Here is a 26003-nt window from a genome sequence, read left to right on the forward strand (position 1 = left end):
CGGCGCTGTTCCGTGCCGGCATCTGGGCCCGCCGCGCCCGGATCGTCACCGCCAGGGTGGCGCGGCTGGTGCGCACCGGGGCGGCCAAGGTGCTCCCCGGGACCCGGTACCTGCTGCGCGCCCTGCACCGGCGCTGGCGGCGGTCCCTGCAGTTCCGGACCGTGCTGACCACCCTCCTGCTGGCGGTCGGCTCGTTCGCCGTCGTGGGCGCCTACCTCTCGAACCAGATCGCCAACAACCTCTTCCAGGAACGGCTGGCGCAGGCGGAGTCCGAGACCCGCTACAACGTCAAACAGGTCCAGGACACGTTCGACGGCGCGCAGGTCACCGATCAGTCGAGCGTCATCACCCTGGTCTACGACACGCTGAACGCCGTGGAGGGCCGCGGCTCCGTGATCCAGCGCCGCTACGTCTTCGAAGCGATGCCCGAACAGACCAAGCCGCGCAACCGCTGGGTGGAATCGCGGGCCTCCGACCAGCTCACCATCAGCGTGATTCCCCCCGAGCTGCGCAAAGCGGTGCAGGACTCGGGCAAGGACCAATTCTGGGCCTCCACGGAATTCCCGGTGGGCACCGAGGACCGCCCGGGGATCGCCGTCGGGAACAAGGTCACGTTCAACGGCACGGTCTACGAGCTCTACCTCATCTATGACCTCAACACCGCGCAGAAGACCCTCGACGAGATCCAGAATGTGCTCCTCGCCGGCGCGGCCGCGCTGGCGTTGATGGTCGGCGCCGTCGCCTGGTATGTCACCCGCAACGTGGTCAGCCCCGTCAGCCACGCCGCCCTCGTCTCCGAGAAGCTCGCCGCGGGCCAGCTGCAGGAACGCATGGTGGTCAAAGGCGAGGACGAGGTGGCCCGCCTGGGCGCCTCCTTCAACCACATGGCCGCCAGCCTGCAGGAGCAGATCACGCAGCTGGCCACCCTGTCCCAGATGCAGCAGCGCTTTGTCTCGGACGTATCGCACGAGCTCCGGACCCCGCTCACCACGGTGCGGATGGCCGCCGAGGTGCTCTACGACGCCCGCGACGAGTTCGACCCGGTCAACAAGCGCTCCGCCGAGCTGCTCTACCACCAGGTGGAGCGCTTCCAGTCCCTGCTGGCCGACCTGCTGGAAATTTCCCGGTTCGACGCCGGCGTCGCGATGCTCGACGCCGAACCGAGCGACATCGTCCAGCTCATCTCGCATGTGATGGAGGGGGTGGCGCCGGTGGCCGCCGAATACGGTTCCGAGGTGACCTTGAATGCCCCCGAGGGCAGCATTGTGGTGGAAATGGATGACCGGCGGATCGACCGCATCCTGCGCAACCTGGTCCTGAACGCGCTCGAGCACGGCGAGGGCAAGCCGGTGAACATCTCGGTGGCTGCCAACGACACCGCGGTGGCCGTGGCGGTCCGGGACCACGGGATCGGGATGACCTCCGCGGAAGCCGCCCGCGTGTTCGACCGCTTCTGGCGCGCCGACCCTGCCCGCGCCCGCACCACCGGCGGCAGCGGCCTGGGCCTGTCGATCGCGGCCGAGGACACCAAGCTGCACAACGGCTGGCTGCAGGCCTGGGGAAAAAAGGGGAGCGGATCCAACTTCCGGCTCACCCTGCCGCTGCGCCAGGGCGAATCGATCGCCAAGTCCCCGCTCCAGCTGGAACCCGCCGACGTCGGGTTCACCGGCGGTCCCGGCAAACAGATGATGCTGCTGCTGGAGACGGCGGCCACCGTTCCCCGCCCGGCCGCCGGGGCCCCCCACGGACCAGCTGGCTTCAACGGGACAGGCTTCAGCGGAACAGGGGACCAGCCATGAGAGGCGCCAGCAAGCTCACCAGCCTCGCCGCGGCCCTCCTGGCCCTGGTCCTCGTGGTGCTCACCTCCTGCGCGCAGATCCCCCGCTCCGGGCCGGTGGGCAAGAGCACCGATGAGAGCGCCGGCAAACCGAACAACGCCCCGGTCTTCTTCCCGGTGGCCCCGCGGTCCGGTGCCGGGCCGGAATCGGTGATCGAGGACTTCTACCTCGCGGGCAGCGGCTACGAGGACGACTACGCGGTGGCGCGGCAGTACCTGACCCAGGCCTCCTCGGTGAAGTGGAAGCCGGACCAGCGGGTGCTGGTCTTCCGCTCCGCCCGGGTGGTGGGCACCGCCGTCGAAAACGTCTTCAACTACGAACTGGACCTGGCCTACTCGGTCGACGCCGACGGCATCGCCACGCAGCTGCCGGAAGGCACCAAAGAGAACATTCCCGCGACCCTGACCAAGGTCGACGGCGAGTGGAGGATCGCCGAAATCCCGGACGGCACGGCCATCCCCGAGGAGACGTTCAAGGTGATCTACGGCGCCTACCCGATCTACTTCTACGACCCCACCTACACCTACGCCGTGCCGGATGTGCGCTGGTTCATCAAGAAGAAGACCGTCAAGGCCATGACCAGCGCCCTGCTCGGAGGCCCCGCCCCCTACCTGAAGGGCGCCGTCGTGAGTGCCTTCCCCTCGGGCATGAAGCTGGCGCGCGAATCCGTGCCCGTGGTCTCCGGAGCGGCGCAGGTGGACCTGTCCGCCAAAGACCTTGTGGAGGCCTCCAACGAGGACCGGCTGCGGATGCAGACCCAGCTGGCCCTGACCTTCCGGAGCCAGCCGGACGTGATCAACGTCGAACTGCGGGCGAACCAGGACCTCGTGCGGGTCGAGGACAACGGGTCCGTGCTGCCGCCGGTGCGGGACAAGGACGTGCCCGCACGCCAGATCGCCGTCAGCAACAACGACCTGGTCCGGCTTGAGAACAACAAGCTCGGCCCGCTCCCGGACATCAAGTCCGTGAGCGCCCTGTCCCCGCGGCTGCCGGCCGAGTCCCCGGTCTCGCAGACCGCGGCCTTCCTCAACGCCGGCCGGACCACGCTGTACTCGATCGTTCCCGGCCAGCCCGCCCGCGCCCTCACCACCCGGTCCGGGCTGTCCCGGCCGTCGTTCGGACGCTACGACTGGGTCTGGACCGCCGGGCCGGGCGCCAACGGGGCTACCGAGGTCCTGGCCTACCGGCCGGCCGGGATCGCCGAGGGCGCCAACGTGCCCGGTGTGACCCTCACCCCGTCCTGGCTGGCCGGACGGAAGGTCAAGGAGTTCCGGATTTCCCGCGAAGGGACCCGGGCCCTGGTCATCTCGGAGCTGAACGGCAAGACCAGCGTGCAGGTCACCGGGATCATCCGCACCGGCGACGGCACCCCGCGGGACCTCACCGTGCCGATCACCCTCCAGACGGCCCACGAGCCGGACCAGGGCGTCTGGGTCAACGACACCACTGTGGCCGTGATGAAGGGCTCCGCGAGCGAGAGCGTCACGCCGGAGCTGGTCTCGCTGACTTCCGCGGCGCCCCAGCCGCTGGCGCCCTGGCCGGGCCTCACTGCGCTCAGCGCCGGAAACGGACCGGCGGAGATTTTTGGCCAGTCCGCCGAAGGTATCTTCCAGCGGCTGGGCAACGGCTGGTCGCCCCAGCTTAAGGGCGCCGTCGATCCCTCCTTCGCGGGCTGACCCGGGCCGACGGCCGCCCACACCGCGGCTGTCCACACAGCCGCTGTCCACATAGCCGCGCGGAGGGCTTCCGAACCGGCGACGCGGCAGCCAGCCTTGAGCGGTGACCACACCACCGCGCCGGGCCCGCGCCCGTGACCCCGATTCCGAGCTTGACCCCGGCACCGCTGCGCCGACGACGGCGGCGGCCCACCGCGGCGGCTACCGCCGCTGGCCGGCGCGGATCGCGGATCGGGCAGCCGCGGCCGGGGCGGAACTGCTGGCCCTCGCGGCGCCGGTGGAGTGCGTCTGCTGCGGCGCGGAGGACCGGGCCCTGTGCCCCGGCTGCGTCCGCCGGCTTCGGCTGCTCACCCGCCGGCCGTTCCGGGCCGAGGGGAGGGCTCCGGCGCTGGTGGACATGGACGGCTCGGTCCTGCTCCCGGTCGTCGCTGCCGGCGTGTACCGGAGCGAGCTGGCCCAGACCGTGCTGTCCTTCAAGCGGCACGGACAGGGACAGCTCGCCGAGGAACTAGGCAGGGCACTGACCCGTGCCGTCGGCGCGGCCCTCACCCCGGCGGACCCGGTCCTGCTGGTCCCGGTCCCCACCAGCGGCGCCGCCTTTCGACGCCGGGGGTTCAGTCCCGTCCACCTGCTGCTCGCCCGGGCACGGCGGAGCCCGGCCCTGGCAGGCGCCGGCGTCGCCGACGTGCTCCGTAAGACCCGGCCGGCACCGTCCGGCGTCCGCTCTTCCGTCCGGACGGCGACGGCGCCGCCGGGGCTTGCAGGCCTGCCGGGCCTGCCGGGCGGGCAGAAGGGCCTGGGCCGTGCGGACCGGGCGGGGCGGGTGCGCGGATCCATGCGGGTCAGGGCCGGATTCGGTCCGCCGGAGTTCGCCGGGCGGCCCGTTGTGGTGGTGGACGACGTGCTCACCACGGGGGCCACGCTGGCCGAAGCTGCCCGCGCCCTGCGCGCCGCGGGGGCCGTGGTCCGGGGCGCCGTGGTGCTCGCGGCGACACGCCCGCCGAGGCAGGAGGACTTTGCCGCGGCAATTCCCGCACTGGCGCGGGACAGTGGCGCAATGGAAAAAAATAAACCAAAAAAGGATGAATAACAGGGGCCCATGAACTAACGTCGAAGATGGGTACCAAGAACAGATGTACCTGTCGATAGCGGCTCGGAAAGGGGCTCGACTGTCAGTCAGATCAGCCCCCGGAAGTGCCGCCGTCGTGTCACCGAAGTCATTTGGAGGGCACCATGGAGTTCATGATCAGCGGTCGTAATTTGACGGTCTCGGACCGGTTCCGCGAATACGCCGACGAAAAGATCTCAAAGATCGCGTCACTGGGGGACAAGGTCCAGAGGGTGGACGCAAAGGTTTCCAAGGAGACCAAGGCCCGGCAGACCGCAGAACTGCTCACTGTTGAGCTCACCGTCCTGGGCCGCGGCCCGGTGATCCGTGCCGAAGCCAGCGCCGCAGACAAATTCGCCGCCTTCGATCTGGCCTACAACAAGCTTCTCGAACGGCTGCGCCGGGCCAAGGACCGCAAGAAGGTCCACCACGGCCGGCACACCCCGAAGTCCGTCACCGAGGCGACGGCAACCCTTGAACCCGCGAGCACCCGGGAGCCCATCTACGAGGAAGCGAGCCATCCGCCGCAGCCCAGTCCCGAGGAGAAATCGCCCTACGAGGTCGAGAACGACATCCCGGCCGGGGACTCGCCGGTGTTGATCCGGCGCAAGGTCTTTCCCGCCTCCTCGCTCTCGCTCGACGACGCCGTCGACAACATGGAACTCGTGGGCCACGACTTCTACCTTTTCGTTGACAAGGACACGAAGGCGCCTTCGGTCGTCTACCGCCGTGAAGGCTGGACCTACGGGGTGATCAGCCTGGACCAGACCTGCGAGCCGGGCGAGGCTCCGCTGGAGGAGAAGATCATCGCTTATCGTTCAGAGGATGAGCCCGCCAGCGTCTAAAGCTGGCGACCATCCGACGAAGGGAATGATGTGCACCCATCGCTGAGCCTCAAGCAGGCGCGGCGGATCGCACTGGCAGCCCAGGGATTGGACAAGGTCCGGCCCGCCGCACCCGTGAGCGCACGGGCGGTGGGCCGGACCTTTGCCCGCCTCCACTTGGTCCAGATCGATTCCGTCAACGTGCTCTCGCGGAGCCACTACCTGCCGTTCTTCTCCAGGCTCGGGAACTACGACCGGTCCATCCTGCAGCGAATGGCCGGGACGCACCCGCGCCGGATGATGGAGTACTGGGCCCACGAGGCCAGTTTCATCCGGCCCGAGCACTTCCCCGACCTCCTCCAGTGGCAAAGCCGCAAATGGGTCGGCGCGCACGACATGGATCCGGAACTCCGCGGCGAAGTGGCGCAGCGGGTGCTGGCGGCCCTCGGCACGGGCCGGCCGCTGACCGCCGCCGAACTCACGGCCAGGCTAGGCCACATCGAGGACCGGTCCACGGACAACTGGGGGTGGAACTGGAACGCGGTCAAACGGGTCCTGGAGCACCTGTTCGAGGAGGGCCTCGTCTCCGCCGCCTCCCGGACGGACTCCTTTGAACGCCGCTACACGCTGACCGCCAGGGTCCTCGCCGCAGCGCCGTCGCACTCTGACGCGCAGCAGGAGCCGGACGCCGCGGCCGCCATGGTCCGGCTGATCGACGCGGCGGCCCAAGCCCACGGGATCGGCACCCTGCGGTGCTTCGCGGATTACTTCCGGTCCCCGCAGCGGGCGGCCGCCCTCGCCGTGGAGCAGCTCGTCGAGGCCGGACGGCTGGAACCGGTCACCGTGGCCGGCTGGAACAGGCCGCTCTACCGCCACGCCGACGCCGTGCTGCCGCGCGCCGCCACCGGCCGCGCCCTGCTGAGCCCCTTCGATTCCCTGGTCTTCGAACGCCGCCGGCTCGAGGAACTGTTCGGCTTCCACTACCGGCTCGAGATCTACACCCCCGAAGCCAAACGCCGCTACGGCTACTACGTGCTGCCCTTCCTGCTGCGCGACGGGATTGTGGCGCGCGTGGACATGAAGGCGGACCGCGCCACCGGAAGGCTGCTCGCCCGGGCCAGCCACGCCGAGCCCGGCGCGCCGGCCGACACCGCCGTCGAACTCGCCGAAGAACTCCAGCTCATGGCAGAGTGGTTGGAGCTGGACCGGATCGTTGTCGCCCCCGTGGGGGACCTGGCGCCCGCCCTCGGGCAGGCCGTGGCCGGCCTGCATCCGCTCTGAGGGAACAGGCGCGTTCCGCCCTGCGTCTCTCCCGTAGACTAAACACGCCGGAATTCGGCAGCTTGAGACTGGGAGCAATTTCACGTGGCATCACTTATCGAAAAACTTCTCCGTACGGGTGACAAAAAGACCCTGCGGCAACTGCGGAACTATGCCGATTCCATCAATGCCCTGGAAAGCTCCTTCCAGACCTTCACCGACGCCGAGCTGCGTGAGGAAACGGACCGGCTGCGGGCCCGCCACGTCGACGGCGAAAAGCTGGACGACCTGCTGCCCGAGGCCTTCGCCGCGGTCCGCGAAGCCTCCTCGCGCACCCTCGGGATGCGCCACTTCGACGTCCAGCTGATGGGCGGCGCCGCCCTGCACCTGGGCAACATCGCCGAAATGAAGACCGGTGAAGGCAAGACCCTCGTGGCCACCGCTCCGGCCTACCTCAATGCGCTCGCCGGCAAGGGCGTCCACGTCATCACCGTCAACGACTACCTCGCCGAATACCAGTCGGACCTGATGGGCCGCGTCTACCGGTTCCTGGGCCTGAGCAGCGGCTGCATCCTGTCCAACCAGGACCCGGCCGTGCGCCGCGAACAGTACGCCTCGGACATCACCTACGGCACCAACAACGAATTCGGCTTCGACTACCTGCGCGACAACATGGCGTGGGACAAGTCGGAGCTGGTCCAGCGCGGCCACCACTTCGCCATCGTCGACGAAGTCGACTCCATCCTCATCGATGAGGCCCGCACCCCGCTGATCATCTCCGGCCCGGCCCAGGGCGACACCAACCGCTGGTACAGCGAATTCGCCAAGGTGGTGCTGCGCCTGCAGCCCGAAACCGACTACGAAGTCGACGAGAAGAAGCGCACCGTCGGCGTCCTCGAGGCCGGCATCGAAAAGGTCGAGGACTACCTCGGCATCCACAACCTCTACGAGTCCGCGAACACCCCGCTGATCGGCTTCCTGAACAACGCCATCAAGGCCAAGGAACTCTTCAAGCGCGACAAGGACTACGTCATCCTCGACGGCGAAGTGCTGATCGTGGACGAGCACACCGGCCGCATCCTCGCCGGCCGGCGCTACAACGAAGGCATGCACCAGGCGATCGAAGCCAAAGAAGGCGTCGAGATCAAGGCCGAAAACCAGACCCTCGCCACCGTCACCCTGCAGAACTACTTCCGCATGTACGACAAGCTCGCGGGCATGACCGGCACCGCCGAAACCGAAGCCGCCGAGTTCATGAGCACCTACAAGCTCGGCGTCGTCGCGATCCCCACCAACCGCGACATGCAGCGCATCGACCAGCCGGACCTCGTCTACAAGAACGAGACCGTGAAGTTCGACGCCGTGGTCAAGGACATCGCCGAGCGGCACGAAAAGGGCCAGCCGGTCCTGGTCGGCACCACCAGTGTGGAGAAGAGCGAATACCTCTCCCGGCTGCTGGCCAAGGAAGGCATCCGCCACGAGGTCCTGAACGCCAAGAACCACGCCCGTGAAGCCTCCATCGTGGCGCAGGCCGGCCGCAAGGGTGCCGTGACGGTCGCGACCAACATGGCCGGCCGCGGCACGGACATCATGCTCGGCGGCAACGCCGAGTTCACCGCCGTCGCCGAACTGGCCAAGCGGGGCCTGGACCCGGAGGAAAACTCCGAGGAATACGAGGCCGCCTGGCCCGCCGCGTTCGAGGCAGCCAAGCAGTCCGTCAAGGACGAGCACGAGGAAGTCCTGAACCTCGGCGGCCTGTACGTGCTCGGCACCGAACGGCACGAGTCCCGCCGCATCGACAACCAGCTCCGCGGCCGCTCCGGCCGCCAGGGCGACCCGGGCGAGTCCCGCTTCTACCTCTCGCTGACCGATGACCTGATGCGCCTCTTCAACTCCGGCGCGGCCGAGCGGCTCATGAACAGCTCCGTGCCGGACGACGTCGCACTCGAATCGAAGCTCGTCTCGCGGGCCATCGCCTCAGCCCAGGGCCAGGTGGAAGGACGCAACGCCGAACAGCGCAAGAACGTCCTGAAGTACGACGACGTCCTGAACCGCCAGCGCGAGGCCATCTACGGCGACCGGCGCCGCATCCTCGAAGGCGACGACCTGCACGAAAAGGTGCAGTACTTCCTCGAGGACACCATCACCGCGTTCATCGACGAGGCCACCGCCGAAGGCACCGGCGACGACTGGGACTTCAACCTGCTGTGGTCCAACCTGAAGACCCTTTACCCGGTCAGCTTCACCCCCCGCGACGTGATCGACGAAGCCGGCGGCAAATCACGGATCACCGTCGAGTTCCTCAAGGAAGAAATCCTCTCCGACGCCCGCCTGGTGTACCAGGCCCGCGAGGAACTGATCGGCTCCGAGAGCATGCGCGAACTCGAACGGCGCGTGGTCCTCTCCGTGATCGGCCGCAAGTGGCAGGAACACCTCTACGAGATGGACTACCTCAAGGAGGGCATCGGCCTGCGGGCGATGGCCCAGCGCGATCCCCTGGTGGAGTACCAGCGCGAAGGCTTCATCATGTTCCAGGCCATGATGGAGGCGATCCGCGAGGAAAGCGTCGGCTTCCTGTTCAACCTCGACGTCGAGGTGACCCCGGCGCAGGACGTTGTGGTGGCCGACGCCGAGGGCCAGCACACCGAACACCGCGAACTGGAGATCCACGCGGCCGGACTGGAAGCGCCGGAGAAGCCGGCCCAGCTGCAGTACACGGCCCCCGGCGAGGACGGCGCGGCCCAGACCCGGGTCGAGGCGAAGTCCTCCGGACGCTCCGGAAACCCGGCGAAGGCTGCCCAGGAATCCCCGCGCCGCGCGAACAAGAAGAAGCGCCGCTAGGACCTGGCGGGACGGACCGCACCAGACAGGCAGGGCCGGAACGGACGTTCCGGCCCTGCCTGTCTCTGCGCCCTCCTCCTTTCCCGGTTTTCTCCCGATTCACCGCCGGGATGCTCAGCCGATCTCGAGTACGGTGACCCGCCACACCAGCCTGCTGCGCTCCAGCCGCAGTGCGACGGCACGGACGCGCAGCTCATCCGAGACCACGGCGCTGGCCTCGTAGACGTCCTCGGACACCCGGCAGGCACGGACCGAGCGAACGGCCGGATTCCGGTGCAGCCGGCCCGCCGTCGGGGACGTGCCCGAGGCCACCCTGCGGGTCAGTGCCGCCCGGTGCTGCAGCGCGGCCAGGCAGCGCTCGTCAAGCCGGCGGGCCAGCTGGTGGGCCGGCCGGGTGCCGGCGAGGACTTCGATGGCCGCCTGCACGGTGGAGCGGGAAATGGCACACACCTCGCGGTGTTGGTCCACCGGCCGCAGCACCGGCGCCGGGCCGTGCGGCGCGGGACGGAGGGGAACGGTGCGGTGGTCGGGCGCCGGAGGGCGGGCGACGGCGGTGCTTGCGCGGAGGCCGGTCATGGGACTCATGTCTGTTCCTTTGCTGTCGTGGGGTTGGCGTGCTGATGGTGCTGGTTCATAGATCGAGGGGCATCCTGAGGACCTTCCCCGGAAGCAACAGGGCGGGGTCGCCGCCGATCACGCCGCGGTTGGCCTGGTAGAGCCGCGGCCATGCCAGGGCGATGTCGACGTCGGAGGCCAGCGGTCCCAGCTCCGCAGCGCAGATGCTCCACAGTGAGTCCCCGGCCAGGACCGTCACCTCCGCCGCGCCCGCCGCGGGCGCCGGTGCCTGCTCCTGCACCGGTCCCGGGGCAGGTTCCGCGGCCCGCAGGTGCCGGGCCGCGAGCGTGCGCGGATCCACCGGCGCGGGGGACGGCGTCCAGTGCGGATCTGGCCCCGGCGTCCGGTGGCCGGGGGAGGGTGCGCCGGGATCCGGTGCCGTTGCACCGGTGGGGACCCAGGCGGCGGCCGCGGCGGGAGGGAAATCCGCGCCCGGGTTGGTTTCAGCGGCGTGGACGAGCGGTGCTGCTACGAGCTGCAGCCCAAGAACGGCCAGCGCCAGCCGGCGCATAAAGGCGGGGCTGAACTTCCCCGCCGCTGCGGCTGCCCGGCGGCTGCCGCAGCGGTCCAGCAGCGCCGCCGCGACGGCGATGAGGAAGGACAGCAGCCACCACATCACTACGATCAATCCGATGGTGTTGGCGGCGGCGCCGATGTGGTCCTCGAAGGAGAGGGACTGGCGCCTGGCCGCCGAGACGCTCAGGCGCTGCGCGAGCCCGGCACCCGTGCCGGCCAGAAAAACTCCCAGCAGCAGGATTACGGCTGCCATCGCCGCGTCGGCGCCCAGCCCGCGCCGGCCGCGGAGGCCGGAAAACTCCCTGTTTGCCACAATCGCCTCCTTTGCGGGCCGTGCCCGCCGGATCGGAAAATAACGCCTCAATAGCATTTTGATGCCGTTTGATATTCTTTGTACCGCTTAGACACATTTTGATCTCTTGGAATGCGGTTTGTCTAGGGGTGCCGGTGAAGCTGTGGATTGACCGGTACAGAGGGTCCGCCTACGCTGACGCCATGCGTTGGGACGCCCTGTTTTCAGACCTGGAGGCGCAGCTTGCCGCGGGCGAGCGTGTGGACCTGGACGTGGAGATTGACGAGCGGGCGCGGGTGGACGCGGCCGCCGTCGAGCTGGCGGACCGGTTGCGCGGTTCGGTGGGGCTCCGGATCGGCGTCCACCTGGGTTCCGGAACGGTGTACGAAGGGATCCTGAGCCACGCCGGCGGCCAATGGCTGGTCCTCGACGAGGAACGGCACCAGGTCCTGATTCCGCACTCCGCCGCCGTGCGGTATGCGGGGCTCGCCAGGCTGGCCGTCGGCGCGGGGCCGGCGGTCCGGCAGCGGCTGGGGCTGGCCAGTGCCCTCCGCGGACTGGCCCGCGACCGCGCCAGCCTCACGGTGCTGGTGTCGCGGGGGACGGCAGGGGAGTCCGCGCTGCACGGAGTGATCGACAGGGTGGGACGCGATTTTCTAGACCTGGCCATCACCGGCCCCGGCGAGGAACGCCGACCGGCCAACGTCAGCGGCGTGGCCACCATCCCCTTTGCCGCCCTGGCCGGGCTGCGATCCGCCCGCGTCGCGGGCCAGCCGGGCTAGCGCACACGGCCGGGAGGCGCCTCAGCTGCCCTTGGTCTTGGCTTCCTCGATCATCCGGCTCGCCTCGGCGTAGCGCTCCTGGATGTACTGCTCGAGCATGGTCTCCTCCACGCGCCACTGGCCGCGGCCGCCCACCTGAATGGCCTTCAGCTGGCCGCTGCGGACCAGGGCATAGGCCGCCGGTGAGTTGATCTGGAGCTGCTCGGCAACATCCGCGAGGGTCAAAAATCGGGGCATGGCACCATTTTGCCACCCGTGGGGCTGTTTGGGCCCGTTATCCACAGTTTGTTGCCGTTTACCTCGGAATCTTCCCGACGGGGCCCCAATTCGTGAGAATAAGGGTGTCCGGCGCCCGCAGCCCGGGCTGCGACTACGGGGGAAGCAGGACGCGCATGAGTGGGACCACGGTGGCCGGCGGTGCCCGGCTGAAAAAGCCTTCCTGGAAGGATCCCCGCCTTCTGGTCGGCATCCTGCTGGTGCTGGCTTCCGTCGCTGGCGTCGTCTCGCTGGTCGCCGCGGCGGACCAGACTACGGAGGCCTATGCGGCCAGCGCCCCGATTGCGGTCGGAGAGAAACTCACCGCCGACAAGCTGCACCTGGTCAAGGTCCGCCTAGGCGACGTCGAGCAGCATTACCTCACCCCGGAGTCCGGCGTGGGCGACGGTCTGGTCGCCGTCCAGCGCATCGGCAAGGACCAACTCCTCCCGCGCGAAAGCCTGGGCCGGCTGGACGGCCTGGACCGCAAGCCGGTCGCCGTCACGATCGAGGATGCCCTGCCCCCGCAGGCGGTGGCAGGCTCGCGGGTGGATGTCTGGGTGGCGCTGCCGGACGCGCGCAACGGATTCACTGAGCCCACCCTCCTGCTCCCGGGCGCCGAGATTGCCCAGCTCACCCCCGGCAGCACGGCGCTGGGGGCACAGCGCTCCACCGTGGTGATGGTCCTCGTCCCGGACGCCCTGATGCCGAAACTGCTGGGGGCCCAGGCCAACAAGGCGAAGATCTCCGTGGTTTGGAACCCGGGCGGGGCACCCTGATGGGCATTCCGGTGGTCACCGTCGGCCGGACCCGCGAGGACCTGGTCGGCGGGCTGGAGAGATTGCACGGGCCGGTGTCGGTCGTCCGGCGCTGCGCTGAACTCGCCGAGCTGCTGGCAGCGTGCCAGACGGGGCTGGCGCGGGCCGCCGTCGTCGCGGACGGCAGCGCGGAGCTGACCGCCTCCCTGGTGGACCGCCTCTCCGCCGTGGGGGTCGCCGTGGTGGCCCTGACCGACAGCCCGGACGAGGCGGCGAGGCTGCGGGGGATCGGGGTCACGGTGGCGGCCCCCGCGGTGGAGGCGGACGCACTCGCCGCCCTGATCGCCGGGGCCGTCGAGGGGCTGTCGACGCCGGGGCCCGGCGCGGCCGGGAGTGCCTACGCGGACCACACTGCGGCGCTCCGCCGGTCCGACGGCGGCCGGAGCGGCAGGCAGGACCGCCCGCACGACGGCGAGCAGGATCGCCCGCGGGATCCGGCCCGCGACGGAACGCCGGGCGCAGGCCGGATCATCGCCGTCTGGGGCCCTGCCGGCGCGCCCGGCCGGACCCTGGTGGCCGCCAATATCGCCGGGGAACTGGCCGCGGAGGGCAAGTCGGTGCTGCTGGTCGACGCCGACAGCTACGGCGCCAGCGTGGCCGCGGTGCTGGGGTTGCTGGACGAGGCGGCCGGACTCGCGCAGGCCTGCCGGCTGGCGGACCAGGGGTTGCTGGACGAAGCAGCGCTGCTGCGGATCGCCGCCCCGGTGGCCACCCGCGCCGGTTCGTTCTGGGTCCTCACCGGCATCACCCGCGCCGACCGCTGGACCGAGCTCCGCCCCGCGGCCCTCTCGCTGGTCTACCAGCGCGCCCGGGAGGTGGCCGAGGTGACGGTCATCGACACCGGCTTTTGCCTCGAGGCGGACGAGGAGCTCAGCTTCGACTCGATGGCACCGCGCCGGAACGCCGCCACCCTGCGGAGCCTGGAACTGGCCGACACCGTTTATGCGATCGGCGCCGCAGACCCGGTCGGGGTGCCGCGGCTGGTCAGGGCCCTGGCCGAGCTCGAGTCCGCGGTCCCGCAGGCATTGCCCCGCGTCGTGCTGAACAAGGTGCGGGCCTCCGCCGTCGGACGCCTGCCGGAGCGCCAGCTCCGCGATGCCTGGTCACGCTACGGCCCGTCCACGCCGCTGGAAGCGTTCCTGCCAGCGGATCCGGCGGCCTGCGACGCCGCCCTCCTGGCCGGTTCGCTGCTGCTCGAGTGTGCCCCCGACTCGGCCCTCCGCAGGGCCATCGCCTCGCTCGTTTGTGCACCCGTCCAGCGAAATCGCAAATCCTCTGTTCTTTCTTCCACAGCAAAGCGGCGGGCAACAGACTAGGCTCGCCATGAGGGCCGCAAGGGTGCGGCCAAGAACTTTTTGATGGAGGCGTTTGTCGATGTCGTCTGGGTCCAGCGTGGAGGATCAGCCCGTTTCGATCGGTGCAGGTGTTGGGTACTTCGCGGACTACTACGAACATCTCGCCGAGGAGGACGCCCGCGCCTACGGGGAGGACGTCCTGACCGCGCGGTCGCAGGCGCACCTGGCGACGGCCGCCACCCGGCAGCCCGGCGTGGCGAACATTGCGATCGCCGACGAGGCAGAGTCCAGCGTCGTCTACATCGTCACCGACGACATGCCGTTCCTGGTGGACTCCGTCAACGCCGAACTCGTCCGGCAGAAGTCCCCGATCCACCTCGTGATCCACCCCTTGTTTGTCGTCACCCGCAACCGCGCCAGCGGCGCCCTGGTCAAGGTCGCACGAGTCCCCTCGCACCTGGGCATCTCCAGCGGCGACACGGCCGCGATGCCGAACCTCTCGCACCTGATCGCCGAGGGCGACAACGCCTCGCACATGGAATCGTGGATCGCGGTCGAAATCGACCGGGTGGACGACGCCAAGCGCCAGCAGCTCATCGAGGGCCTCACCCGGGTGCTCGGCGACGTCCGCGCCGCCGTCGAGGACTGGCCGAAGATGCGCCACAAGGCCCACGAGATTTCCGATGATCTCGACCACGTGGCCAACGCCGCCCCGATCGCGGAAATCCGCCAGGCGCAGGAACTGCTCCGCTGGCTGGACGACGGAAACTTCACGTTCCTCGGCTACCGCGAATACGACCTGAAGAACGAATCCGGCGAGGACGTGCTGGAACTCCGGGAAGACAGCGGCCTCGGCCTGCTGCGCGACAGCGGCGACGCCCGCCACCAGATCCAGCACCTGACCGAGACGGGCCGCAAGAAGGCGCGCGAGAAGAGCGCCCTGGTGATCACCAAGGCCAACTCCCGCTCCACCGTGCACCGCTCGGCCTACCTGGATTACATCGGCGTCAAGAGCTTCGATGCCGCCGGCAACGTCAACGGCGAACGGCGGTTCATCGGACTGTTCGCCACGACGGCCTACGCGGCCTCGGTCCGGGAGATCCCGGTGGTGCGCGAGAAGGTCGACGCCGTGCTGCGCGACGCCGGTTTCCCGCCGGACTCGCACTCGGGCAAGGACCTGCTGGGTATCCTCGAAACCTACCCGCGCGACGAGCTGTTCCAGATCGAGATCCCCGATCTGGCCGCCATTGCCACCGGCATCCAGCGGCTGCAGGAACGCCGCCGGACCCGGCTGTTCCTTCGCCCGGACATTTACGGCCGCTTTATGTCCGCCCTCGTCTACCTGCCCCGTGACCGCTACACCACCAACGTACGGCTGCGGATCGAGCAGGAACTGCGGGAGACCTTTGACGCCGTCTCGATCGACTACGAGGCGCGGATGACGGAATCCGCCCTCGCCCGGCTCTTCTTCCGGATCAGGCTGCCCAAGGACGCCGACGTCAGCAACGTCAACAGCGAGGAACTGGAGAAGCGCCTGGTCCGGGCCGCCCGCTCCTGGAGCGAAGGCATCGCCGAGGTGCTCCGCGCGCGTGCCGGCGCTGACGGCGAGAACGGCGCCAAGGAACTCGCGGCCGAGTGGGCCGAGGCCTTCCCGGCCAGCTACCGGGTGGACTACGAAGTCGAGGACGCCCTTGAGGACATCGCCCGCTTTGAGAAGTACGGTGCCGCCGCCGAGCGCGCCGGCGGGACCAGCGAGGAACGGCCCGGTGTGCACGTCTACCTGCCCGACGGCGCCGGCGCCACCCTCGAGGAGGACGCCCGCGTCAAGCTGTACATGCTCGAGCCCAAGAGCCTGAGCCAGATCCTGCCGTACTTCCACAACCTGGGCCTCGAGGTCCTGGACGAACGCCCGTTCGAGATCGAGACGGCCGGCCACCGCGACTTCTTCCTCTACGACCTTGGCCTGAAGTACCCCGCCGGCGTGGACCCGCTGGGCACCGGCGCCCTGCTCGGCGAATCCTTCGGCGCAGCCGTCTCCGGCGCGGTGGAATCGGACAGCTTCGACCGGCTGGTGCTGCGTGAAGGCATGGCCTGGCGCCAGGTGGTGGTGCTGCGCGCCTACGCCAAGTACATGCGCCAGATGGGCAACACCAACTCCTTCGAATTCATGGCGGACACCCTGCTGGCCAATCCGGATGTGACCCGCGGGCTGACCGCCCTCTTCGCTGCCCGCTTCGACCCCGCACTGCCGGCCGGCGAACGCGAGGACCGCCAGAACAGCGTCCGCGCCAGCCTGGACACCGCCATCGAGCAGGTCGCCACGCTTGACGCCGACCGGGTGCTGCGCACCTTCAAGAACCTCATCCAGGCCACGCTCCGGACCAACTTTTACCAGAACAAGACGCACGTCAGCTTCAAGCTGGACCCCTCCGGCATTGACGGCCTGCCCTTCCCGCGGCCGATGTTCGAGATCTGGGTCTACTCGCCCCGGGTCGAGGGCGTGCACCTGCGCTTCGGTAAGGTGGCCCGCGGCGGCCTGCGCTGGTCCGACCGGCGCGAGGACTTCCGCACCGAAATCCTCGGCCTGGTCAAGGCGCAGACGGTCAAGAACGCCGTGATCGTGCCCACCGGCGCCAAGGGCGGCTTCTACGCCAAACAGCTCCCGGACCCCGCGGCGGACCGCGGCGCCTGGATGGCCGAGGGCGTGGAGAGCTACAAGACGTTCATCCGCGGCCTGCTGGACATCACCGACAACCTCGTCACCACCCCGGAGGGCGAGACCCTGGTGCCGCCCGCCGACGTCGTCCGGCACGACGACGACGATTCCTACCTCGTCGTCGCGGCAGACAAGGGGACGGCCTCGTTCTCCGACATCGCCAACGGCCTCGCCGCCGAATACGGCTTCTGGCTCGGGGATGCGTTCGCCTCCGGCGGCTCCGTGGGCTATGACCACAAGGCCATGGGCATCACCGCCCGCGGCGCGTGGGAATCGGTCAAACGCCACTTCAGCGAGCTGGACCTGGACACGCAGGCGGAGCCGTTCACCGTCGTCGGCGTCGGCGACATGTCCGGGGACGTCTTCGGCAACGGCATGCTGCTCTCCAAGCACATCCGGCTGCTCGCGGCCTTCGACCACCGCCACATCTTCCTCGATCCGAACCCGGACGAGGCCGCGTCCTTCACGGAGCGGCAGCGGCTCTTCGACCTGCCCCGCTCCTCCTGGGACGACTACGACAAGTCGCTGATCAGCGAGGGCGGCGGCGTGTTCGCCCGCCAGGCCAAGTCCATCCCGGTGTCCACGCAAGTCCGGGCCGCGCTCGGGCTGCCGGACGGCACCACCCAGCTCAGCCCGCCGGAGCTGCTCCGCGCGATCCTGCTCGCCCCGGCCGACCTGCTCTACAACGGCGGCATCGGCACCTACGTCAAGGCCTCCACCGAGACCAACGCCGAGGTGGGCGACAAGGCCAACGACGCCATCCGCGTCGACGGCCGCGAACTGCGGGTGAAGGTGGTCGGCGAGGGCGGAAACCTCGGCATGACCCAGCGCGGGCGCATCGAGGCCGCGCTGCAGGGCGTCATCCTCAACACCGACGCCATCGACAACTCCGCCGGCGTGGACTGCTCCGACCACGAGGTCAACATCAAGATCTTCGTGGACCGCATGGTGGCCGCCGGCAAACTCGATCCGGCCGAACGGGCGGGCTTCCTCTCCTCGATGACCGAGGAAGTCGGACGCCTGGTGCTCGAGGACAACATCGACCAGAACATCCTGCTGCTCAACGACCGGATGCGGGTTTCCGAATGGAGCCCCAGCTACGAGCGGCTGATGGACTGGCTGGAGAAATCCGCCGACCTCAAGCGCGAACTCGAGGCCCTGCCCACCACCGAGACGCTGCGTGAGCGGCTCGAACAGGGCCAGGGGCTGACCTCCCCGGAGCTTTCCGTGCTGGCCGCCTACGCCAAGATCGAACTGGCTTCGGCGCTGCGCGACAGCAATCTCGCGGAGGACCCGTGGTTCCGCGAGACCCTCCGCGCCTACTTCCCGAAGCAGCTGCGGGAGCGCTTCGACGCCGAACTGGACAGCCACCCGCTGCGCCGGGAGATTATCGCGACCGTCGTTGCGAACGACATGATCAACATGGGCGGGATCACGTTCGCGTTCCGGGCCATGGAGGAGACCTCGGCCACCGAGGCCGCCGTTGCCAAGGCGTTTGTGGCTCTCCGCGAGGTGTACGAACTCGACATCATGGTCGCCGAGCTCAACGAGCTGCCGGCGTCGTTCCCGACCGAGCACTGGAGCACGGTCCACCTGGACATCCGCCGGCTCCTGGACCGTGCCGTGCGGTGGATCCTCAGCCAGGGCAACGCCGCGCGCCCGATCGCCGAGATCGTGGCCGAATTCAAGCCGCTGATGGACCCGATGCGGGCGCGGCTGCTGGACTACCTGCGCGGCGATGACCGCGAGCGGGTGGCGCAGTGGCTGGAAAAGGCCCGGAGCTGGGAACTGCCCGAGGACCTGGCACACCGCTGGGCGGAGCTGTTCGAGAGCTTCGTGCTCCTGGACATCGCCAAGATCGTGCACGTCAGCCCCGAGCCGGTGGAAAACATAGCGCACGTCTACTACACGGTCTTCAACCGCTTCCACGCCGATTCGCTGCTCGAGCGCATCACCAAGCTGCCGAGGAAGGACCGCTGGCAGGCCCTCGCCCGCGCGGCCCTGCGCGATGACCTGTACTCCACCGTCTCGGACATGACGACGGCGGTGCTGGAGGCAACGCCGTCGGACCTGCCGGCGGAGGACCGCCTGGTGGTCTGGGAGAGCCAGAATGTGGAGCAGCTGGGGCGTGCCAAGAGCATGTTCGACGAGGTGAACGCGCTCGAGGCCGATGACATGGCCTCACTCTCGGTAGCATTGAGGCTCTTGAGGTCAATCGTCCGACGCTAGGGCCTGCCGGCCCCCGCGTCGCAAATGGAGGTGCTGTGGCAATCTTTACGGACCCTATCAGGGAGCATGCTGATTTCGGGCCGGGGGATGCCGAGTGGCTGCATCTGCTCGTGGGGGACTGGCAGATGGTCGCCGACCTCGCGTTTGCCGACCTCGCCCTGTGGTTCCCGCACCCGGAACTCGGCTATGTGGCACTGGCGCACGTCCGCCCCTCCACCACGCACACGGTGTTCCACGCCGACTTCGTGGGCGAGGGGATCCGCTCGGACCTGAAGCGCCTCGTCGACAAGGCGTGGGAGAGCCGCACGATCGAACGCTCCAACGAAACCAACTGGAGCAGCGACACGGCCATGCGGGTCGAGGCCGTGCCGATGGTGCGCAACGGCCGGACCCTGGCGATCGTGACCTCGCACATGGACCTCTCCAGCTCCCGGATGCCGTCCCGGCTGGAACTGACCTACCGGCAGTGCGCCTACGACCTGCTGCGGATGGGCACGCTCGGCCTCTGGCCGGACTTCGCCTCGCCCACCGGATCGCGCCGCGGCGCGCCGCGCGTCGGGGACGGCCTGATCCGGCTCGACGCCGAAGGCATCGTGCAATACGCGAGCCCCAACGGTGTATCCGCGTTCCGCCGGCTCGGCGACGGCGAGTCCCTTGAGGGCCGGTCACTGGCCGAGGTCACCGCCGGACTGCTGCGGGACCGGCGGATGGTGGACGAGACCCTGCCGCTCGTAGTCACCGGCCGGATGCCCTGGCGCAGCGAGATCGAGTCCCGCGGGGTGAGCCTGTCCCTGCGGGCGATCCCGCTGCGCGACGAACAACAGCGCTTCGGGGCGCTTGTGCTGTGCCGCGACGTCTCGGAACTTCGCCGCCGCGAGATGGAACTTGTCACCAAGGACGCCACCATCCGCGAGATCCACCACCGGGTCAAGAACAACCTGCAGACCGTCGCCGCGCTGTTGCGCATGCAGTCCCGCCGGATGGTCAGCGACGAGGCCAAGCAGGGGCTCGAACAGGCCATGCGCAGGGTCGCCACCATTGCCCTGGTCCACGAAACCCTTTCGCAGGGCCTGACCCAGAGCGTCGACTTCGACGAACTCATCGGACGCCAGTTCCGCCTGTCCGCCGAGGTCGCCTCGCCCTCGCAGCAGGTGAAGACCCAGCGGTCCGGGCTGTTCGGGGAACTCCCGAGCGACTTCGCCACACCGCTGGCCCTGGTGATCAACGAACTCGTGACGAACGCCGTCGAACACGGGCTCGAAGGCAGGGCCGGAACCGTCTGGCTGCTCGCCGACCGTTCCGAAAGCGAGGACGGGGACGAACTGCTGACCGTCACCGTCGCGGACGACGGCGTCGGACTCCCGGCCGGGTCCTACACGGAAGGCCTGGGACTGCAGATCGTGCGGACCCTCGTCACCAGCGAACTCGGCGGAAGCATCCAGTGGAAACCCCGGGACGGCGGCGGCACCGCAGTGCAGGTGGTCCTGAGCCTCGCCCCGCGCTAGGGCCGGACGGAGCAACCGCGCCCACGGCCGCGCTTAACGCACGATGGCCCCGGACCGCTGGGTCCGGGGCCATCGCGCGCCGGTCGACCGGCGAAAAATCAGGAGGCGCGGCGGGCGCGGGCCGCGCGCCGCTTCAGGGCACGGCGTTCGTCCTCGCTCATGCCGCCCCAGACGCCGGCGTCCTGGCCGGACTCGAGGGCCCACTGGAGACAGGTGTCCACCACGGGGCAGCGCCGGCAGACGCTCTTGGCTTCCTCGATCTGCAGGAGGGCAGGGCCGGTGTTTCCGACGGGGAAGAACAGCTCCGGGTCCTTGTCAAGGCACGCTGCGCGGTTACGCCAATCCATGCTGATCAGTAACTCCATTCCTGGGAATTCGTTAAATGCCCCTTGTGAAATTATTCACTTGAGGCCTCATAAGAAAAGGGCCCTGTGGGCCCCCTCGGTCATCTGGATTAAGCGTGTCATGTTAACGCTGTGTAAACAAGGGGTATTTGCGGTACAAATGCCGCCAAATCGTGAGCGATGCATCACATTGACTGGCGGAGCCCCCACTTCTGTTCGACTATGTCCGGTAGTGTGCCAGTGTGTCAAGACCCCCTGAGAACCCCGCCGATCCCGCCGAGAACCAGGCCGAGAACCAGGCCGGCGGACCCGTGCCCGGCCCGGTGGCCAGGCCCGCCGGAATCACCGTCATCGCGGTCGTCGCCGCCCTGGAGGCCACAGCGCTGCTGGTGGCCGCCGGCTGGTACGGATTCCAGCTGCTGACCGGGGCGCCCGTGCTGTCCTTTTGGGGTGCGGTCTTTACCCTGGGCCTGCTCCTTGCTTTTTCGGCCTGGCTGTTCGCCGTGGGCCATTTCCTGTTCCGCGGGTACCGCTGGCCGCGCGCCGGAGCCCTCGTGGCCCAGCTGTTTATGCTCACCATCGGCTTTCCCACCCTGACCGGAGGCTACCCCCTCGCAGGTCTGGCGATGCTGCTGCCGGCCGCCGTCGCGATCGTGCTTCTGTTCGACAAGCGCGTCATCGCTTTCGCGTCCAGGGCAGGCGGGGCGCCACCGGCCCTGTAGGCAGGCCAGCGCCCGGACGCCTGCACGGGGACTGCATGGCGGCGGTTCCAGGCGGCTGGTCACGGCGGCTGCCGCGGATTTACCGCCAATTGCACGGCAGCGGCCCGTCCTCCCGTGATCACCACACCGCGCCCGGCTGGCGGGTGGAGCTCCGGTTCGAAGCGGACTCCGAAGAGGTCCCCGTCCATCGGGCTCCGGGGGCAGAGCAGGATCCCGCTGCCGTGGCTCCGGGCCTGGAACGCCAGCGGTACACGCTGCTGCGGAGCCGGGCCGAATCCGGCCGTGAAGACCACCGTCCAGCCCCGGCCGTTGAGCTCGAGCAGCACGGCATTCATCTCCGGGCCGCCCAGGTCCGCGTCATCGGCGAGGATGATGGCGGCCCGGTCGAGCCCGCCGGCGTCGGCCAGGGCCTGGACGCCGGGCCAGTAGCCCTCCCGCCCGGCTTCGGCCGCGGGCTGCAGCCAGATCCGGGACGGGTTCAGCTGTGGCAGGGCGTGCAGCAGGGAGCTCTTGCCCGACCCGGGGCCGCCGAGGACGGCGACCACGCTGCCGGGCGGGACCGGCACGCCTGCGGGCTGCAGCTCGTCGCCGCCCACCCCGATCCAGAGCCGCGCCCCCGCGTTCGGGGCCGGGGCTGGACCCAGCCGGGACAGGACTTCGTCCACGGTCACCACGGCCGGAAGCGCCTCCACGCGGAACGGCCTGCTCCGCACGTTGCGCTCCTGCCTGCCGCTGAGGGGCTGCGCAGCGCCCGGCTTGTCCGCGGGCTGCCGGTACAGCTGGGCCGCCCGGGGCACCTCCCCGGCGGGGCTGCCGGGCCGTCCGCCGTCGTCGACGAATTCCCCGGAGACGACCACGCGGCCGGGGGCGGCGGGCAGCCGCGGAAGCCGCGGCCAGGCCAGCCTGCCCTCCTCCGTCGAACCGGACGGAAAGTAGATCCGGTTGGGGATCGCCGCGAAGAACCGTGCGGTCACCAGCTCGCGCTCGCCGGAAAGGATCACGGTGATGTCTGCCTTGGGACCGTCCCGGACGAGGTCCGCCGCCACGTCCTCGGCCCACGCCAGCGGACCGGAGCGGAACGTTGAAACCCACGACCCCCAGTTGTGCAGCACCAGCACCAGCGGGGGAGACTTCCGGTCGCGCGCAGTAAGCCGCGCGGTCATGTCCTGCGCGACGCGTGACAGCACCCGGGCCGCCCGTCGGGGCTCCTGCGGGCCGGCCCAGGCGCCCACCCGGGGGGAGCCGGCCGCGCCGGCGAGGGCACCGTCGCCGTCGAGCAGGTAGAGATGCGATTCGGCCTCGGAAAACAGCAACTGCTCCAGGGCCATCAGCAGAACTTCGGCGCTCCCGCCGTGCACCCCGCCCTGCGTGCCCCCTACCAGGGCAAGGTGGCCGTGGAGGTCCGGGCTCCAGCTGAATCGGCGGACCTCTTGCTGTTCCGGCAGGTCCACCAGGCCCAGCAGCACCGCGCGGCCGGTACTCTTTCCGGCGCCGGTGTCCGGGCCTGCATGGGAGCGTGCAGCGGGGCGGGGGAGCGCCGGGGCCGGTGGAAGCGGCTCCGCAACGGGCCTGTGCGCCGGGGTGCCGCCCTGGACCCGCCACAACGTCGCCAACTGTGCAGCGAAATTCTTCGCCCCGTCCGACGGCGCCGCCCCTGGGCCGGGCGGCTCCGAAGGACCGGCCGGCGGCTGCCCGGGCAATGTCAACGCCTCCGGCATCACGTCGAGCAGCGCCTCAGCCGGGTGCGCGGCCACGGTGCCGCCCGACGGCGAGGACGATGGCGGGCCGAGCGTGGCTGTCTGGAACTCCTCAGCCGGGCCGCCGCCGCGGACCAGGTAGGCGCGGCCCGGACGCCCGATCGGGATGGCGGCGGCAAGCCCGGACTTGATGATGTCCGCTGATTCGAGTTCGGACTGGACCCGCAACACAACGCAACTGGTGACATTGGCCCGGATATCCGCGGTCAGCGCCCCCTGCGGCCGCTGGGTCGCCATGACCAGGTGGATGCCGAGGGAGCGGCCGATCACCGCGATGCGCATCAGTTCCGCCAGCGCCGCCGGGGCGTCCTCCACCAGCATCCGGAATTCGTCGATGACCAGGACCAGGCGGGGGAGCGCCGGGAACCCAGGGGCGGGCGCGGGGTAGGACGAAAGGTCGGGGACGCCGGCTGCTGCCAGCAGTTCCTCGCGGCGGCGGACCTCGGCCCGAAGCGAGGCCAGTGTCCGGTCCACCTCGTAGCCGTCCAGGTCGGTGAGGAGCCCGACACAGTGCGGCAGCCCGGTCAAGGGCTGCAGGCCGGAGCCGCCCTTGAAGTCCACAAACAGCAGGTTGATCCGGTCCGGCGGGTAGCACGCGGCGAGCGATGCCACGAGGGTGCGCAGGAACTCCGACTTGCCTGCCCCGGTTGTTCCCGCCACCAGCAGATGCGGCCCGTCTGCCAGCAGGTCGATCTGCAGGGTCCCCGGCGCTCCGCGGCCGACCGGGACGGGCAACCCAGGAGACCGGCCTGGAGGATTGCGGTCCGCAGCCCAGCGGCGCGCCACCTGGGCCTCGGACAGCCCCAGGATCTCCTCCAGCGAACAGGACAACGGCACGGAGGACGGCTCCGGCGCCGTGCTGGGCACACCCCCGAGGTGCCGGCAGAAACGGTCAAAGACCCGCTCCGGCACCAGGTCGGGCACAAACTCGGTCTGGTTACTCCCACGCGTGAGGCGGCCGCTGCCCCCGCCAAGGGCGACAGCCTGGCCCGGGCGGGGATCGTCGGCGGCCTCGGAACAAACAATCACCTGCCAGCCCAGCCGCTGCGCCTCGGCCGCCACCGCGTCCGCGTCCGGAGCCCCGGGTGCGGCCCTGGGCAGCAGGATCAGCACGCCCCGCTCGCAGCCCGGCCCGGGACCGGCCGCGACCCGCGCGGCGGTGACCTCCGCACTGGAGGAGAGTGAAACCCGCGGCAGGAAGCGGGCGGCGAGCGGGAGCGACGGGGCCGGGCCATGAACGTGGACCCGGGTGCGGAAGGCGCGGGGATAGCCGCCGAGCTGCATAAGGATGTAACGGACCAGCCCGGCGACAGCCGGAGCCGGCCCGGACAGGCGGGCGGGCGCCGAGGGGTCCAGGACCAGCGGCAGGGAAGCGGCCGGCGGGGCGCGGAAACCGGGCCGGGCCGGTTCAAGCCGGATGTTCGCGCTCAGCCCGGCCAGCCCGAGCCGGAGCCACACCGGACCGGTCTCGGCGCCAGCGGATCCGCCCGCTCCGGCTTCGGCCCCCGCCAGACCCACGCCGGCCGCGCCGAGCACCAGTTCGGCTGCCGACGGCGCGGCCCGCCGTCGTCGATCACTGTCCCGGACGACTGCGGCAGCCACGTCGGCCTCCAGCTCGCGGCGTTGCCGTCGGCCGGCCACAACCGGCAGCAGGACCGGAACGGCCGAGACGGCGGTGAACGCCAGGAACATCCACATCCCGGTGGCAATGGCAAGGGCGACTCCCGCCGCGAGGGGCACGAGGGCCGCCAGCAGCAGGAGCGCCCGCGGTCCGACGAAGCCGGGGGCCGGAACGCTCAGCGGCTCCGTGGTGTCCTCGCCGGCGCCCGCGAGTCCTGGCGCGCCCGGACCCCCGCCCGCCAACCCCGGCCCGGAGGGCCCCGGCAACCCGGGCCCGGCGCCGCGGAAGAGGACGGCCAGCGTCGAGTTCCCGCAGCCGATGACACTGTCGGTGGACACCGGTGCGGAGTGCACCTTCCGGCCGCCGATCCGGGTCCCGTTGGCGCTGCCCAGGTCAGTCACGGTGATCCCCGCGTCCGTGACGTCCAGCCGCGCGTGATCCCGGGACAGGTCGGCGTCCGGGATCGCCACTTCCGTTCCGCTCCGGCCGATCCGGTAGCGGCCGCGGCGCAGCGGCAGTACGGTCCCGGCGCCTGGCCCGCTCAGGACGGCGAGCAGCAGCGGCGCACCCGGCTGGCCCCGGGACCGGCTGCGGGGCGGTCCGGCCAGGCAGCCGTCAACGAGCACGGCCCCGTTCACCAGCGGGGCGGTGCCGGCCGTGAGGGAAGCCAGTGGGCGTCCCGCCACGCTCAGCCGGTCCGTGCCGAACCTTTCGGACATCGCGTCCTGGAGGACGGCACCGGGACAGCCGGAGGGAGCCGCGACGGACAGCTCCACCGGCTCCGCCACGGCCGAGCCCGGCTGCCCGACCAGGGTGCAGTGCAGCAGCATCGCCGGATCCTTTCTCGCGGGCGATGCAGTCAACCGTAGGCCGCGCAAGCCGGCCCCGGCCTGCGGGAATCCCTCCATGTGGACAACTTCGGCGGCCCTGCCCAGCGTGCTGAGACGGCCCCCGATTCGCCGGATCACACCCTCTCTCGGGTAGGCTGG

Annotated in this window: 17 protein-coding genes; 12 read left to right on the forward strand and 5 right to left on the reverse strand. The window is 69.9% G+C overall.

Going from position 1 to position 26003, the window contains the following annotated elements; translation table 11 throughout:
• Window positions 1-5 precede the first annotated feature (5 nt).
• From mtrB to secA, 6 genes are all read left to right on the forward strand, one after another.
• Window positions 6-1799 carry an MtrAB system histidine kinase MtrB gene (gene mtrB, locus E7Y32_RS10645; protein WP_261382622.1) on the forward strand — a complete coding sequence of 598 codons (1794 nt, stop codon included), beginning with the start codon at window positions 6-8 and terminating at the stop codon, window positions 1797-1799.
• Window positions 1796-3514 (forward strand): LpqB family beta-propeller domain-containing protein, encoded by a 1719-nt coding sequence (locus E7Y32_RS10650; RefSeq protein ID WP_146337087.1) that lies wholly within the window; start codon window positions 1796-1798, stop codon window positions 3512-3514. Before mtrB ends, E7Y32_RS10650 begins: the two co-directional genes overlap by 4 nt.
• A 103-nt stretch (window positions 3515-3617) precedes the next feature.
• Window positions 3618-4604 (forward strand): ComF family protein, encoded by a 987-nt coding sequence (locus E7Y32_RS10655; RefSeq protein ID WP_146337088.1) that lies wholly within the window; start codon window positions 3618-3620, stop codon window positions 4602-4604.
• A 143-nt stretch (window positions 4605-4747) separates the two neighbouring features.
• Entirely contained in the window at window positions 4748-5467 is a 720-nt protein-coding gene (gene hpf, locus E7Y32_RS10660) for a ribosome hibernation-promoting factor, HPF/YfiA family (protein ID WP_146337089.1), read from the forward strand.
• A 30-nt stretch (window positions 5468-5497) separates the two neighbouring features.
• Window positions 5498-6727, forward strand: coding sequence for a winged helix-turn-helix domain-containing protein (locus E7Y32_RS10665; protein ID WP_146337090.1), 1230 nt, complete (start codon window positions 5498-5500; stop codon window positions 6725-6727).
• An 84-nt stretch (window positions 6728-6811) separates the two neighbouring features.
• Entirely contained in the window at window positions 6812-9547 is a 2736-nt protein-coding gene (secA, locus tag E7Y32_RS10670; protein ID WP_146337091.1) for a preprotein translocase subunit SecA, read from the forward strand.
• A gap of 114 nt (window positions 9548-9661) precedes the next feature.
• Here the strand turns inward: secA and E7Y32_RS10675 are convergent, their stop codons facing one another.
• Both E7Y32_RS10675 and E7Y32_RS10680 read right to left on the reverse strand, forming a co-directional pair.
• The gene (locus E7Y32_RS10675; RefSeq protein ID WP_146337092.1) at window positions 9662-10132 is read right to left on the reverse strand and encodes an Rv3235 family protein; all 471 of its coding nucleotides are present in this window, start codon (window positions 10130-10132) and stop codon (window positions 9662-9664) included.
• Window positions 10133-10178: 46 nt separating this feature from the next.
• Window positions 10179-10991 (reverse strand): LysM peptidoglycan-binding domain-containing protein, encoded by an 813-nt coding sequence (locus E7Y32_RS10680; RefSeq protein ID WP_146337093.1) that lies wholly within the window; start codon window positions 10989-10991, stop codon window positions 10179-10181.
• Window positions 10992-11173: 182 nt separating this feature from the next.
• Between E7Y32_RS10680 and E7Y32_RS10685 the strand changes: the two genes are divergently transcribed.
• Complete coding sequence (locus tag E7Y32_RS10685; protein ID WP_146337094.1) at window positions 11174-11752, forward strand: hypothetical protein; 579 nt, start codon at window positions 11174-11176, stop codon at window positions 11750-11752.
• 21 nt (window positions 11753-11773) lie between these two features.
• Here E7Y32_RS10685 and E7Y32_RS10690 read toward each other — a convergent pair whose 3' ends face one another.
• Window positions 11774-11989, reverse strand: a complete 216-nt coding sequence (locus E7Y32_RS10690; RefSeq protein WP_146337095.1) for a helix-turn-helix domain-containing protein — start codon at window positions 11987-11989, stop codon at window positions 11774-11776.
• A gap of 155 nt (window positions 11990-12144) precedes the next feature.
• On the opposite strand from E7Y32_RS10690, the gene E7Y32_RS10695 reads away from it, so the two are divergent.
• From E7Y32_RS10695 to E7Y32_RS10710, 4 genes are read left to right on the forward strand one after another with little or no spacing between them, the layout of a single operon-like run.
• Entirely contained in the window at window positions 12145-12786 is a 642-nt protein-coding gene (locus E7Y32_RS10695; protein WP_146337096.1) for a hypothetical protein, read from the forward strand.
• A complete protein-coding gene (locus tag E7Y32_RS10700; RefSeq protein WP_146338512.1) occupies window positions 12786-14141 on the forward strand; it encodes a P-loop NTPase in 1356 nt (451 codons plus the stop codon). Before E7Y32_RS10695 ends, E7Y32_RS10700 begins: the two co-directional genes overlap by 1 nt.
• A 58-nt stretch (window positions 14142-14199) precedes the next feature.
• Window positions 14200-19065 (forward strand): NAD-glutamate dehydrogenase, encoded by a 4866-nt coding sequence (locus tag E7Y32_RS10705; RefSeq protein ID WP_146337097.1) that lies wholly within the window; start codon window positions 14200-14202, stop codon window positions 19063-19065.
• Between the two features lie 35 nt (window positions 19066-19100).
• A complete protein-coding gene (locus tag E7Y32_RS10710) occupies window positions 19101-20570 on the forward strand; it encodes a sensor histidine kinase (RefSeq protein WP_146337098.1) in 1470 nt (489 codons plus the stop codon).
• 98 nt (window positions 20571-20668) lie between these two features.
• Here E7Y32_RS10710 and E7Y32_RS10715 read toward each other — a convergent pair whose 3' ends face one another.
• Window positions 20669-20917: a WhiB family transcriptional regulator gene (locus E7Y32_RS10715; RefSeq protein ID WP_003804966.1), complete on the reverse strand. Its 249-nt coding sequence runs from the start codon at window positions 20915-20917 to the stop codon at window positions 20669-20671.
• A gap of 239 nt (window positions 20918-21156) precedes the next feature.
• On the opposite strand from E7Y32_RS10715, the gene E7Y32_RS10720 reads away from it, so the two are divergent.
• Window positions 21157-21636, forward strand: coding sequence for a hypothetical protein (locus E7Y32_RS10720; RefSeq protein ID WP_395940418.1), 480 nt, complete (start codon window positions 21157-21159; stop codon window positions 21634-21636).
• 59 nt (window positions 21637-21695) lie between these two features.
• On the opposite strand, the gene E7Y32_RS10725 is transcribed toward E7Y32_RS10720, so the two are convergent.
• Window positions 21696-25844 carry an FtsK/SpoIIIE domain-containing protein gene (locus E7Y32_RS10725; protein ID WP_261382413.1) on the reverse strand — a complete coding sequence of 1383 codons (4149 nt, stop codon included), beginning with the start codon at window positions 25842-25844 and terminating at the stop codon, window positions 21696-21698.
• Between the last annotated feature and the right edge of the window lie 159 nt (window positions 25845-26003).

The sequence above is a fragment of the Arthrobacter sp. UKPF54-2 genome, assembly GCF_007858535.1.
Lineage (GTDB): Bacteria > Actinomycetota > Actinomycetes > Actinomycetales > Micrococcaceae > Arthrobacter.